This window comes from Streptomyces sp. NBC_01298, assembly GCF_035978755.1.
GTDB lineage: Bacteria > Actinomycetota > Actinomycetes > Streptomycetales > Streptomycetaceae > Streptomyces.
The window spans coordinates 3,898,856-3,911,086 of record NZ_CP108414.1 but is presented as its reverse complement, the minus strand read 5'-3'; the positions used below and the strand labels follow the sequence as shown (position 1 = coordinate 3,911,086).

Here is a 12,231-nt window from a genome sequence, read left to right as displayed (position 1 = left end):
CACCCTGGTGGGCGCACTGCCCGCCGCCCAAGTGCACACGGAGGGCGCCGCGAGCGCGTACGCCGCTCACGCCCGGCACACACCCACCGAGCGCCGGTCCCACGTCACCGCGCGCGGCGCCCGGCGACAACGACCGCGCCGGGCGACAACGACCGCGCCGCGACGGCCGCGCCGTAATGACCGCGCCGTAATGCCCGCGCCGTAATGACCGCGGCCCGGCGGTCCTCGAAGGACCGCCGGGCCGGCGTACGGGCTGAAGCTGGGCCGAAGCCGGTGATCAGCGGTAGTTCACGTACTGGATCGCGAAGTCCAGGTCCTTGCCCTTGAGGAGGGCCTGGACTTCCTGGAGGTCATCGCGGCTCTTGGAGCTGACGCGCAGCTCCTCGCCCTGGACCTGGGCCTTGACGCCCTTGGGGCCCTCGTCGCGGATGATCTTCGCGACCTTCTTGGCGTTCTCCTGGGAGATGCCTTCCTCGATCGTGGCGAAGATCTTGTACTCCTTGCCGGACAGCTGCGGCTCACCGGCGTCGAGCGCCTTGAGAGAGATCCCGCGCTTGACCAGCTTGGTCTCGAAGACGTCCAGGACGGCCTTGACGCGCTCCTCGGAGTTCGCCTCCATCAGGATCTTCTCGCCGGACCAGCCGATCGTGGCGCCGACGCCCTTGAAGTCGTAGCGCTGCGAGAGCTCCTTGGCGGCCTGGTTGAGGGCGTTGTCGACCTCCTGCCGCTCGACCTTCGAGACGATGTCGAAACTGGAGTCGGCCATGTGCTGTGGCTCCTTGAAGTCGGTGGTGGAGGCCCCGAAGGGCGCGGCCGGACATCCCCGGACCGCTCCGCAAAGCCTAGCCACCGCGCCCACGTGCGGTGCTGATCAATCCGGTGGCGAAGCACCCCCGGTCATCGGGTATCGTTTACGTCGTTGCCAAGGAGCGCCGCCGCAAGGCGGAAAGAAGGCAGCGATCATGGCGGTGTGCCCGAGTGGCCAAAGGGAGCAGACTGTAAATCTGCCGGCTCAGCCTACCCAGGTTCGAACCCTGGCGCCGCCACGCGAGTGAAACCCTCGCTCATTGCAGAAATGCAATGGGCGGGGGTTTTCTCGTATGCCGGGAAACCCACGCCGTCCGGGCCGGTCGGCAGCGTGAGCCCATCGGGCGGATCGGGCGTGCCGATGGGGGGCTCCGGTCGTTCATCCGGCGTGAAATGGACTTCTGACAGGCGTGGAAAGGTCGGCGGCGGGGTGCTCATCGCCCTGCTCGGAGCGGGGATCCCGGCTCTGGTCGGCGCGGCACTGAACGCCGATGTGGGGGATCCCTACCAGGAGACCCGGCTCTACTTCGGCACCGAGCGGCCGGACGGCCGTCCACCGGTCGGGGAGCGGGAGTTCATGGGATTCCTCGAACGGGAGATCACCCCCGCCTTCCCCGAGGGGCTGACCCTCCAGGACGGGCGCGGCCAGTGGCAGCGGGACGGGAAGATCATCCGGGAGATCTCCTACGAGGTCGTGCTGCTGTACCCGGAGAAGGAGGCCGATGAGCGAGGCGCGCGCATCGAGCGGATCCGGGAGGCCTACGAGCGGCGGTTCCAGCAGGATTCGGTCGGCCGGTCCGACGACCGCCTGACCGCCGACTTCTGACCGGCCGGCTAGGCCGTCTCTTTCGGATCTTGTCGGCCGAGTCCGCGGCGTCTGGTGCCGTGCCTGGGCGTGCTGTCGGGGCGCTCGCGTACTGGGCGTACGTGGTCGCCTCGGCAGTGCGGCCAGGCGCGGTGCCAGGCGTCGCGGGCCCGACAAGATCCGAAAGAGACGGCCTAGCCGCCCCGGCCCCTGCTTCCCCGGCCCCCGTTCCCAAGATCCCCGTTGCCGAGACCCCCGTTCCCAAGACCCGGGGGAGCCGTGCCTCCCGGACCCCTGTTCCCCGGCCGGCTTCCGGCCGGGGGCCGACGGGTGGGGAGGGCCGGGCTAGTTGCCCGCCACGTCCTTGACCGCCACCGGGACCGGGGTCGAGCCCGCGATCAGTTCCAGGGTGAGGTCCGCGGTCGCCGGCGTCTCGATCAGCTCGGCGAGGACCGCCGCCACGTCGTCGCGGGTGACCGGCCCGCGACCCGTCTGTGCCTCCAGGCGGACCAGTCCGGTACCCGCGTCGTCGGTCAGCGAGCCCGGGCGCAGGATCGTCCACCCCAGGCCCAGCCGGGTGCGGACGTGCTCGTCGGCCTCGCCCTTGGCGCGGAGGTAGTGGTCGAACACCTCGTCGCCCTCGCGGCGGGTGTCCGCGCCCATCGAGGAGACCATCAGGAAGCGGCGTACCCGGGCCCGTTCGGCGGCGTCCGCGAACAGCACGGCCGCGCCCCGGTCCACCGTGTCCTTGCGTCCGACCCCGCTGCCGGGACCCGCGCCCGCCGCGAACACCGCGGCGTCCGCGCCCTGCAGAATGCCCGCGACGTGCTCGACCGACGCCGATTCCAGGTCGCACAGCACCGGTTCGGCGCCCGCCTCCCTGAGGTCGTCGCCCTGAGCCGGATCGCGGATGATGCCCGCGACCTCGTACCCGCGCGCGGCGAGCAGGCGCTCCAGCCGCAGCGCGATCTGACCGTGTCCACCCGCGATGACGATGCGCATGCCACGACCGTACGACGAGCCGGGCGCCCGCGCCCGGGAACATGCGGTGAACCTTCAGGGGCCGGGCTCCATACGGCCCTGCCGTGGCAGGTCCAGGGCCACCGCGACGGCGGAGTCGCAGTACTCCCGTACGGCACTCGTCCGGGCTACCACCCGCCCGCGGTGGATCACGATCCGGCTGTACGCGAGGGACAGCACGCTCGCGATCCGGTCGCCGCGCACGGCGAGCAGTTCCGCCGGGAAGCCGGCCTCCACCCGCACCTCGGGGAGTCCCATCGCCTCGCGGGCCGCGCCGGCGATCGAGTGGTAGGCCTCGGTGGCGCGGAGCCCGCCCTGGGAGGCCAGGAGGTACGCGGCTTCGAGCGGGTCCCCGCGCCCGACCGGGTTGCCCGCGTCGCGCAGGGCCCCGCTGCCCGCCGCCACGCGCACCCCGGCGGCGCGCAGGAGCCGTACGGGGGCGGTGCGCAGGCCCCGCCGCTCCAGGGCCGCGCAATCGCCCTGGGGGAGGCAGGTCACCCCTACGCCGGCGGCCGCGAGCTGGTCGGCGGCCCGGGTCGCCACGTCCAGCGGGAGCCGGGACAGACCGCCGCAGGGCCCGATGGAGACCCCGGGCCGCAGTCCGCCGGCCATGGCCGCGAGCCGGGACAGGCGGGCGGGGTCGTCGCCGTCGGTGTGCAGGTCGACGGGGCAGCCGTGCTCGGAGGCGAGTTCCAGTACGGCTTCGAGGAAGCCGGTGGGGTCGGGGTCGAGGTCGGGGCAGCCGCCGATGACGGAGGCGCCCATCTTCACGGCGTCCCGCAGCATGGCGAGCCCGTCGGCCCCGGCCACCCCGGTCAGCAGGCGGGGAACGGCGACGGCGGTGAGGTCGGTGAGTCCGCGCAGGGAGCGGCGGGCCTGGAGCACGGCCTCCAGGGGGCCGAGGCCGTGTACGTCGCCGATGCGCACGTGCGACCGGACGGCCGTGGCGCCGTGCCCGAGCTGGAGCAGGGCCGCCTCGGTGGCGCGGCGCTGCACCTCGTCGGGGGAGTACGAGACGGGCCCTTCGCTGTCCGCGGTCAGGGCGGTGTCCCCGTGGGAGTGGGGTTCGGCGGGCGCGGGGAGCAGGAGGTAGCCGGTGAGGTCGACGCGGGCGCCCGAGGCGGCGTGCAGGCTGCCGGCCGTGCCGACGGCCTGGATCCGGCCGCCGCCGAGGCGGACGTCGACGCTCCGGCCGTCGGTGAGGCGGGCGCCGGTGAGGAGCAGGCCCGAGGCCTCGGGGGCCGCCGGGCCCGGACTTCCCTGGGTGCCCTCGGGGCCGGGCCCCTGCCCTTGCCCCTGGCCGCTGCCGGGGCGGTTGCGCGGGGAGTGGGACGGCTGCTGCGGCGGGCTGTCGGACATCGCGCTCCTGCGGTGGCTCGGGCGGTTCCTGGGGCCGTGGCCGCGGCCCGCGGCCCAAGATCACGCAGCGTGCTCAGAGCCTAGGGGGCGGGGGTGCTCGCTTCGCGGAAGAGGGCAATAGTCGTACCGGTGCGTCTGGGTGGACCGCGCCGGCGAGGCCACCCCGGAGGGGCCGACCGGGGCGGTAGCCGGGCCGGAGCCGGGCCGGAGCCGGGCCGGGGGCGCGCCCGGAGTCGGACCGGGGCGGTAACCGGGGCGGTAACCGGGCCGGAGCCGGGCCGGAGTCGGGCCGGAGTCGGGCCGGGGGCGCCCCCGGAGTCCGCCGGGGGTCGTAGTCGGGCTTGAGTCGCGCCCGTAGGACGGACCGGAGCCGCACCCGGAGTCCGACCGGGACCGTGGCCGCACCCGGAACCAGACCGGGACCGGCACCCGGAGCCGGACCGGGGCCCGATTGGAGCCGCATCGGGCCTCCCGGGATCCCCCCGCAGGGAACCGGGTCCCGTGCCCGGCCCCGGACCGGGCAGGCCTTAGGGGCGGCTATCCCCTACCCGCCCTTCCACCATCCCCCCAGACTCCGTCCGGGGGGACCCCCAGCCGGGCTGCGCCCGGACCCCTGTCGCGCGCGGCGCCGTTCCCGGGGGGCCAGCTCCCGGGACCGCCGCTCCTCAAACGCCGGAGGGGCAGGATCTGGCCGCGGCGGGCTGGATGGCCCGGAGCGCCGCCATTCCGGCCTGGTGACTCAGGGTGGGGGGCGGGTGGGCGCGGGTGTGATGCCTGACACCTTTCGGGGTGAAAGGCGCCCAGAGAGGGGTCCGAGGCGCGTTTCCCGCGGATCAAGAAAGTCGGTGGTGGTGCTCCGAGCCCAGGCGCCGCAAAGGATTTGGGCGATCGGCGGGCAACCGTGTAATGTCTTCCTCGCTCGCCCCAATAGCTCAGTCGGTAGAGCGTCTCCATGGTAAGGAGAAGGTCTGCGGTTCGATTCCGCATTGGGGCTCTGGTGAGAGAGGTTCCCCACCCTCGGGTGGGGGGCGGATCTCATCAAAGCGGCGTAGCTCAGTCGGTAGAGCAAGCGGCTCATAATCGCTGTGTCACCGGTTCAAGTCCGGTCGCCGCTACACACAGTAGCCGATTGCGGGGTCGGTCTCCCGATCGGCTACTCTTTTATGCGTTCATCCGTCCAATTGTCCGTCAAGGAGCACTCACGTGGCTGCCACCGACGTCCGCCCGAAGATCACGCTGGCCTGCGTGGAGTGCAAGGAGCGGAACTACATCACCAAGAAGAACCGGCGTAACAACCCGGACCGTCTTGAGATGAAGAAGCACTGCCCGCGTTGCAACTCGCACACCGCGCACCGCGAGACCCGCTAACAACTGGCGAAGTCTCGTACAACAGGCACAGTCTTACCGTCATGAGGTCGTCCCCTTCATTGGGGGGCGGCCTTGTGTCGTTTCGACAGATCGTTTCAACAAGGAGGTAGGGAGTCATGGCGCTCGACCAGTCCTTCGTGGGGCGGAGCTACCCGCCCACCGATCCGTACGAGGTCGGCCGGGAGAAGGTCCGCGAATTCGCGGTCGCCGTGGGTGACGCCAATCCGGTGTACACGGATCCCGAAGCAGCCAAGGCGTTCGGTCACCAGGACGTGATCGCCCCGCCGACCTTTGTGTTTGCCATCACGTTCGCGGCGGCCGGCCAGGTCGTCGACGACCCCCAGCTGGGGCTGGACTACAGCCGCGTCGTGCACGGCGACCAGAAGTTCGCGTACACCCGTCCCGTGCGCGCCGGTGACCGGCTGACGGTCACCTCGACCATCGAGGCCATCAAGTCGCTCGCGGGCAACGACATCATCGACATTCGCGGTGAGGTCCACGACGAGTCCGGCGAGCACGTGGTGACCGCCTGGACGAAGCTCGTCTCCCGGGCGCCCGAGCCCGCCGCCGCTCCCGCCCCCGAGGAGGCCTGAGATGGCTGCCAAGATCCAGTACGACGAAGTCGAGGTCGGCACCGAGCTGCCGGCGGCGTCCTTCCCCGTCACGCGGGCGACGCTGGTGCGGTACGCGGGTGCGTCGGGTGACTTCAACCCGATCCACTGGAACGAGAAGTTCGCCACCGAGGTCGGGCTGCCCGACGTGATCGCCCACGGCATGTTCACCATGGCCGAGGCGATCCGCGTGGTGACCGACTGGGTGGGCGACCCGGGCGCGGTCGTCGAGTACGGGGTGCGGTTCACCAAGCCGGTCGTCGTTCCGAACGACGGGCAGGGTGCGCTGATCGAGGTCACGGCCAAGGTCGCGGCCAAGCTCGACGACAACCGGGTGCGGGTCGACCTGACGGCCATGAGCGCCGGGCAGAAGGTGCTGGGGATGTCCCGCGCGGTGGTTGCTCTCGCGTAGGGATGCCCCCTGGGGTGCGATGCCCCCTGGGGTTGTCTCCTGGGTTCCTCTCGGCCCCGCTGGGGTGCCTCCTGGGGCCCGCTGGGTCCCGCGGGGGTCCCCGCTCGGGATTCCGTCCTGGGGTCCCAGACCCCCCGGACCCCCTCGGGGTCCCGCCAGATCCCCAAAGGTCCTGGCCGGCGAGGAAACTCGCAGGTCAGGGCCTTTTGGGTTGGCGGGTTCGAATCACGCTTGCCAAGTTAGTGATTGAGCACTAACTTTGAAGCATGGCAAGGATGAGTGCGGAAGAGCGGCGCGAGAGCGTCATCCTGGCGGCGATGCGCGAGTTCGCTCGGGGTGGGTACTACGGGACCTCCACCGAGGCGATCGCCAAGCGCGTCGGGGTGTCACAGCCGTACCTGTTCCGGCTCTTCCCCAATAAGCAAGCCATCTTCCTGGCCGCCGCCGCGCGGTGCATGGAGGACATCCGGCTCGTCTTCGAAGAGGCCGCCAAGGCCCTTCCGGTCGAGGGCGAGGATGCGGTCGAGGTGCTCGGCGCGGCCTACATGAAGCTGATCGCCGATCAACCCGAGAAGTTGCAGATGCAGCTCCAGACGTACGTGACCGTCGCCGCCGCCGAAGCCGCCGGGGAGCCGGAATTCGGCGAGATGGTGCGGGCCGCCTGGATGGAGCTGTGGGACACCGTCCACGTGCCGCTCGGGGCGGACGTGGCCGAGACGACCACCTTCCTTGCCTACGGAATGCTGATCAACACCCTGTCCGCCATGGGATTCCCGGCCCAGCACCGAGTCTGGGACGGCTGCTATCCGGGCCTGCGGCCCCAGTAGGGCCGATCAGGGGCCGATCAGGGGCCGATCAGGGGCCGATCAGGGGCCGAGTAGGGACCGGTGCGCCGATTGCTCCGGCCGGGGCTGCCACCCCGGCAGTGCGGGGCACGGTCATGCCCGTTGAAGTTAGTGATCAATAACTAGTTTTGGGGGAAACGTGCAAGACACCAAGCTGCGTGGGCCCGCTGTCTGGGCGCTCGTCATCACCGGAGCCGCCAGTTTCATGGCCGCGCTCGACAACCTCGTCGTCACCACCGCCCTCCCCTCCATCCGCGAGGACCTCGGAGGGAAGCTGGAGGACCTGGAGTGGACGGTGAACGCCTACACGCTCACCTTCGCCGTCCTCCTCATGTTCGGCGCCGCCCTCGGTGACCGGTTCGGCCGCCGGCGGCTCTTCATCGCAGGTACGGCCGTCTTCACCGTCGCCTCCGCCGCCGCGGCCCTGTCGCCCGGCATCAACGAACTCATCGCCGCCCGGGCCGTCCAGGGCGTGGGTGCGGCGATCATGATGCCGCTCTCGCTCACCCTCCTGACCGTCGCCGTCCCCGCCGCCCGGCGCGGAATGGCCCTCGGCATCTACGGAGCCCTCACCGGCCTCGCCGTGGCGAGCGGGCCGCTCATCGGCGGCAGCCTCACCGAGCACATCTCCTGGCAGTGGATCTTCTGGCTGAACGTCCCGATCGGACTGGCGCTCATCCCGCTCTCCCGGATGCGGCTCGGCGAGTCCACCGCCCCCCAGGCGAAGCTCGACGTCCCCGGCACCCTCCTCATCAGCGGCGGGCTCTTCGGCATCGTCTACGGGCTGGTCAACGCCAACGCCCACGGCTGGACCAGCCCCTCCGTGCTCACCGCCCTGCTCGTGGGGGTCGCGCTCGTCGGCGGATTCATCCACCACGGCTTCCGCCACGCCAACCCGGTGCTGCCCATGCGGCTCTTCCGCGACCGGGGCTTCTTCGGCATCAACATGGCGAGCCTGCTGATGTTCGTCGGGATGTTCGGGTCGATCTTCCTGCTGAGCCAGTTCCTCCAGGGCGTACTCGGCTACTCGCCCACCGAGGCCGGACTGCGCATGCTTCCCTGGACTGCCATGCCCATGATCGCCGCCCCGATTTCGGGGATCCTCTCCGACCGGATAGGCAGCCGCCCCGTCGTGGTCGCCGGGCTGGCGCTCCAAGCCCTCGGCCTCGGCTGGTTCGCCATGATCCTGAGCACCGACGTCTCCTACGCCGCCCAGCTTCCGGCGCTGATCATCAGCGGCATCGGGATGGGCCTGTTCTTCGCCCCCGCCTCCAACGCCCTCATGTCCACCGTGGCCCCCGCCGACCAGGGCAAGGCCGCCGGCGCCAACAGCGCCCTGCGCGAAGTCGGCGGAGCCCTCGGCGTCGCCGTCCTCGCCTCCGTCTTCTCCTCCCGGGGCGGCTACGAGTCCGGGCAGACCTTCACCGACGGCACCGTCCCCGCCCTCTGGATCGGCGGCGCGGCCGTCGCCGTGGCGGCGGTCCTGGCGCTGCTGCTCCCCGGCCGGACCGCGGAGAAGGCCCGGGCCGCGGAGTCCCTGCCGACGGCGGACCGGCCGGCGGACGGCCTCGGCGCGGCCCCGGCCGACGGGCGCGACACCGAGAAGGTGGCCGTCTGAGCGGGTCCCGCTCGCCGGCCCGTGCCCGGGCGGCGGCCGGCGGGGGGACCGCAGCCGCCGCCCGGCACGAAGTTCCGTACGACACGTCCGCGAGAGGAGAGGCCCGTCATGCCCGACATTCCCTGGTCCACGCCCACCCGGCCCGCCCCCGGAGCCGAGGTCTACGTCATGGCCTCACGCTTCGAGACCGCGAGTCTGGGCGGAGCACTGCGGTTCTTCCTGAAGTCGCCCGGCATCGTCCTGCAGACGCGCAAGGCTTCCGGCGCCCACGGGGTCGCCCTGCGGGCCCGGGTCCTGCGCCGCACCTTCCTGACCCTGTCCGCCTGGGAGGACCGCGGCGCGCTCTACCGCTTCGCGGGCAGCGAACCGCACCGCTCCAGCTCCCGGGCGGCCGCCGCCTACATGAAGGAGGCCGGGTTCGTCTTCTGGACCGTCCCGGCGAGCGCGCTCCCCATCAGCTGGGCCGAGGCGGAGCGCCGCCTCGCCGAGGCGGAGAAGGAGAAGGAAGAGAAGGAGAAGCAACAAGAGGGGAAGAAGCAAGAGGGGAAGAAGGAAGAGGAGAGGGAGGGGCGCGGCTGAGAGGGGCCGATCCGGCCCCGTACGGCCCTGCGATACGCCTACGGTCCGTGGCCCCGCCTGCTCGGCGGGACGCGGACCGTACTCTTGTCCACGTGCAGGAACTCCACGACGCCCCCCTCGCCCCGCTGACCACCTTCCGGCTCGGCGGCCCGGCCGCCCGGCTGGTCACCGCGACCACCGACGCCGAGGTCGTCGCCACCGTGCGCGCCGCGGACGCGAGCGGCACCCCGCTCCTGGTCATCGGAGGCGGCAGCAACCTGGTCATCGGCGACCAGGGCTTCGACGGCACCGCCCTGCGGATCGCGACCACCGGGTTCACGCTCGACGGGACCCGGCTGGAGCTCGCGGCCGGCGAGAACTGGAGCGAGGCCGTCGCCCGCGTGGTCGACGCCGGGCTCGCGGGCATCGAATGCCTCGCCGGGATCCCCGGCTCGGCCGGCGCCACCCCGATCCAGAACGTCGGGGCGTACGGCCAGGAGGTCTGCGACACGATCACCGAGGTCGTCGCCTACGACCGCACCAGCGGCGAGACCGTCACGCTCTCGGCCGCCGACTGCGCGTTCTCGTACCGCGACAGCCTCTTCAAGCACCGGCCCGACCGCTACGTCGTCCTGCGCGTCCGCTTCGCCCTGGAGGACGCGGGCGGCCTGTCCGCGCCGATCAAGTACCCCGAGACCGCCCGCGCCCTCGGCGTCGAGGCCGGCGACCGGGTGCCCGCCGCCCAGGCCCGCGAGACCGTCCTGCGGCTGCGCGCCGGCAAGGGCATGGTCCTCGACCCCGCCGACCACGACACCTGGTCGGCCGGCTCCTTCTTCCACAACCCGATCCTGAGCGACACGGCGTACTCCGCCTTCCTCGCCCGCGCCCAGGACCGGCTCGGCCCCGACGCCGCCCCGCCCGCCTACCCGGCCGGCGAGGGCCGTACGAAGACCAGCGCGGCCTGGCTGATCGACAAGGCCGGCTTCACCAAGGGCTACGGCGACGGCCCCGCCCGCATCTCCACCAAGCACACCCTCGCCCTCACCAACCGCGGCGAGGCCACCACCGAAGACCTCCTGACCCTGGCCCGCGAAGTGGTCGCGGGCGTCCACGCGGCCTTCGGCGTCACCCTGGTCAACGAGCCGGTGACGGTCGGCGTCAGCATCTGAGGAGTCCCGGCCCGCCCATGCTCTGTCCCCTGCACGGGGCCGGTACGGACCCCACCCGGCTGGTGGGACGCACGATCGATAAGGTCGTCGCGTCCTGGCACATCAGCGACGGCGAACGCTCCGAGGCACCCCTCGACGTCTGGCTCTTCGACAGCGACGGGGAGTCCACCCGGATCACCACCGGGTCCGACGCCTGCCTCATCGTGGAATCCGAGACACCGCACGAGCCCTACGACATGGGGGAGTGGGGCCGCATCGAGGTCGGCGAGGACCTCGGGGACCACCCCTTCCTGCGCCACCTCGGCGACACCGTGGAATCGGTGGCCGAGTTCGCGCTGCCCGCGCAGGGCCGCACCCACCTGGAGATCGGCTTCCCGGACGGCGCGCGGGTACGGGCCGACTGCCACGAGGGCGACCTGCGGCTCACGCGCTGAGGCGCGCCGCCTTCCTTACGAGGCCCGCCTTACGAGGCCCCCCTTACGAGGCGCCCCTACGAAGCGATCCAGTGGTCGATCCCGGCCAGCAGCTTGTCCTGTACGTCGGAGGGCGCCGCGCTGCCGCGCACCGACTGGCGGGCCAGCTCGGCGAGCTCCGCGTCCGTGAAGGCGTGGTGCAGGCGGGCGATCTCGTACTGGGCCGCGAGCCGGGACCCGAAGAGCAGCGGGTCGTCCGCGCCCAGGGCCATCGGGACCCCGGCCTCGAAGAGGGTGCGCAGCGGCACGTCCTCATGGCGCTCGTAGACCCCGAGGGCCACGTTGGACGCGGGGCAGACCTCACAGGTGATCTGCCGGTCGGCGAGCCGTTTGAGCAGGCGGGGATCCTCGGCGGCCCGTACGCCGTGCCCGATCCGGGCGGCGTGCAGATCGTCGAGGCAGTCGCGGACGGAGGAGGGGCCGGTGAGCTCGCCGCCGTGCGGGGCCGCGAGCAGTCCGCCCTCGCGGGCGATGGCGAAGGCCCGGTCGAAGTCGCGGGCCATGCCGCGGCGCTCGTCGTTGGAGAGACCGAAGCCGACGATGCCGCGGTCGGCGTAGCGGACGGCGAGCCGGGCCAGGGTGCGGGCGTCCAGGGGGTGCTTCATGCGGTTGGCGGCGATGACGACGCGCATGCCGAGACCGGTCTCGCGGGAGGCGGCGTCGACGGCGTCGAGGATGATCTCGACGGCCGGGATCATCCCGCCGAGGAGGGGGGCGTAGGAGGTGGGATCCACCTGGATCTCCAGCCAGCCGCTGCCGTCGCGCACGTCCTCCTCCGCGGCCTCGCGGACCAGGCGGCGGATGTCGTCGGGCTCGCGGAGGCAGGAGCGGGCGGCGTCGTAGAGCCGCTGGAAGCGGAACCAGCCGCGTTCGTCCGTGGCGCGGAGCTTCGGCGGCTCGCCGGAGGTGAGGGCGTCCGGGAGGCGGACGCCGTACTTGTCGGCGAGCTCCAGCAGGGTCGACGGGCGCATCGAGCCGGTGAAGTGCAGGTGGAGGTGGGCTTTCGGCAGAAGCGTGAGGTCGCGTACGTGCTCCATTTGTTGATCCTGCCGCACTTGTCACCCGATCGGCAGCCCGATTCCCTGAACGGGTCCTTGCTCGAACGTAAATCCGCGGGGTCGGAGGGGTGCGGGGGCTGCCGCGACGCCGGGTTTGTCCCCTACCCGCCCTTCCCCCGTTCCCTGGG

The 12,231-nt window shown here is 71.9% G+C and carries 13 protein-coding genes and 3 tRNA genes; 12 read left to right on the top strand and 4 right to left on the bottom strand.

All coding sequences use genetic code 11. From position 1 onward, the window contains the following. Positions 1–277 precede the first annotated feature (277 nt). On the bottom strand, positions 278–766 hold the full coding sequence (locus OG730_RS17535) for a YajQ family cyclic di-GMP-binding protein (protein ID WP_327305114.1): 489 nt from the start codon (positions 764–766) through the stop codon (positions 278–280). Positions 767–964: 198 nt separating this feature from the next. Between OG730_RS17535 and OG730_RS17530 the strand changes: the two genes are divergently transcribed. Together OG730_RS17530 and OG730_RS17525 are read left to right on the top strand one after the other, a co-directional pair. Further along, positions 965–1,046, top strand: a tRNA-Tyr gene (locus OG730_RS17530). 191 nt (positions 1,047–1,237) lie between these two features. Next, positions 1,238–1,633, top strand: coding sequence for a DUF3574 domain-containing protein (locus OG730_RS17525; RefSeq protein WP_327305113.1), 396 nt, complete (start codon positions 1,238–1,240; stop codon positions 1,631–1,633). 324 nt (positions 1,634–1,957) lie between these two features. Here OG730_RS17525 and OG730_RS17520 read toward each other — a convergent pair whose 3' ends face one another. Continuing rightward, positions 1,958–2,614 (bottom strand): SDR family oxidoreductase, encoded by a 657-nt coding sequence (locus tag OG730_RS17520; RefSeq protein WP_327305112.1) that lies wholly within the window; start codon positions 2,612–2,614, stop codon positions 1,958–1,960. Between the two features lie 54 nt (positions 2,615–2,668). Beyond that, positions 2,669–3,991: an amidohydrolase family protein gene (locus OG730_RS17515; protein ID WP_327305111.1), complete on the bottom strand. Its 1,323-nt coding sequence runs from the start codon at positions 3,989–3,991 to the stop codon at positions 2,669–2,671. 921 nt (positions 3,992–4,912) lie between these two features. Between OG730_RS17515 and OG730_RS17510 the strand changes: the two genes are divergently transcribed. From OG730_RS17510 to OG730_RS17465, 10 genes are all read left to right on the top strand, one after another. Next, positions 4,913–4,985 (top strand) — tRNA-Thr (locus OG730_RS17510). A 48-nt stretch (positions 4,986–5,033) separates the two neighbouring features. Then, a tRNA-Met gene (locus OG730_RS17505) sits at positions 5,034–5,106 on the top strand. Between the two features lie 88 nt (positions 5,107–5,194). After that, positions 5,195–5,359 (top strand): 50S ribosomal protein L33, encoded by a 165-nt coding sequence (gene rpmG, locus OG730_RS17500; protein ID WP_003956487.1) that lies wholly within the window; start codon positions 5,195–5,197, stop codon positions 5,357–5,359. A 116-nt stretch (positions 5,360–5,475) separates the two neighbouring features. Then, positions 5,476–5,952: an FAS1-like dehydratase domain-containing protein gene (locus OG730_RS17495; RefSeq protein ID WP_327305110.1), complete on the top strand. Its 477-nt coding sequence runs from the start codon at positions 5,476–5,478 to the stop codon at positions 5,950–5,952. A 1-nt stretch (position 5,953) separates the two neighbouring features. Beyond that, complete coding sequence (locus OG730_RS17490) at positions 5,954–6,382, top strand: MaoC family dehydratase (protein ID WP_327305109.1); 429 nt, start codon at positions 5,954–5,956, stop codon at positions 6,380–6,382. A 266-nt stretch (positions 6,383–6,648) separates the two neighbouring features. After that, entirely contained in the window at positions 6,649–7,209 is a 561-nt protein-coding gene (locus OG730_RS17485; protein ID WP_327305108.1) for a TetR/AcrR family transcriptional regulator, read from the top strand. Between the two features lie 157 nt (positions 7,210–7,366). Further along, entirely contained in the window at positions 7,367–8,845 is a 1,479-nt protein-coding gene (locus OG730_RS17480) for a DHA2 family efflux MFS transporter permease subunit (RefSeq protein ID WP_327305107.1), read from the top strand. 108 nt (positions 8,846–8,953) lie between these two features. Beyond that, complete coding sequence (locus tag OG730_RS17475) at positions 8,954–9,424, top strand: DUF3291 domain-containing protein (protein ID WP_327305106.1); 471 nt, start codon at positions 8,954–8,956, stop codon at positions 9,422–9,424. Positions 9,425–9,516: 92 nt separating this feature from the next. Next, positions 9,517–10,572, top strand: coding sequence for a UDP-N-acetylmuramate dehydrogenase (locus tag OG730_RS17470; protein ID WP_327305105.1), 1,056 nt, complete (start codon positions 9,517–9,519; stop codon positions 10,570–10,572). Between the two features lie 17 nt (positions 10,573–10,589). Further along, positions 10,590–11,006 (top strand): hypothetical protein, encoded by a 417-nt coding sequence (locus OG730_RS17465; RefSeq protein ID WP_327305104.1) that lies wholly within the window; start codon positions 10,590–10,592, stop codon positions 11,004–11,006. A gap of 56 nt (positions 11,007–11,062) precedes the next feature. On the opposite strand, the gene OG730_RS17460 is transcribed toward OG730_RS17465, so the two are convergent. Further along, positions 11,063–12,082, bottom strand: a complete 1,020-nt coding sequence (locus OG730_RS17460) for an adenosine deaminase (protein WP_327305103.1) — start codon at positions 12,080–12,082, stop codon at positions 11,063–11,065. Between the last annotated feature and the right edge of the window lie 149 nt (positions 12,083–12,231).

Coding starts and splice junctions, on each gene's coding strand:
- OG730_RS17465 (WP_327305104.1), top strand. CDS start 10,590: ATGCTCTGTCCCCTGCACGGGGCCGGTACGGACCCCACCCGGCTGGTG.
- OG730_RS17495 (WP_327305110.1), top strand. CDS start 5,476: ATGGCGCTCGACCAGTCCTTCGTGGGGCGGAGCTACCCGCCCACCGAT.
- OG730_RS17535 (WP_327305114.1), bottom strand. CDS start 766: ATGGCCGACTCCAGTTTCGACATCGTCTCGAAGGTCGAGCGGCAGGAG.
- OG730_RS17520 (WP_327305112.1), bottom strand. CDS start 2,614: ATGCGCATCGTCATCGCGGGTGGACACGGTCAGATCGCGCTGCGGCTG.
- OG730_RS17490 (WP_327305109.1), top strand. CDS start 5,954: ATGGCTGCCAAGATCCAGTACGACGAAGTCGAGGTCGGCACCGAGCTG.
- OG730_RS17475 (WP_327305106.1), top strand. CDS start 8,954: ATGCCCGACATTCCCTGGTCCACGCCCACCCGGCCCGCCCCCGGAGCC.
- OG730_RS17515 (WP_327305111.1), bottom strand. CDS start 3,991: ATGTCCGACAGCCCGCCGCAGCAGCCGTCCCACTCCCCGCGCAACCGC.
- OG730_RS17485 (WP_327305108.1), top strand. CDS start 6,649: ATGGCAAGGATGAGTGCGGAAGAGCGGCGCGAGAGCGTCATCCTGGCG.
- OG730_RS17460 (WP_327305103.1), bottom strand. CDS start 12,082: ATGGAGCACGTACGCGACCTCACGCTTCTGCCGAAAGCCCACCTCCAC.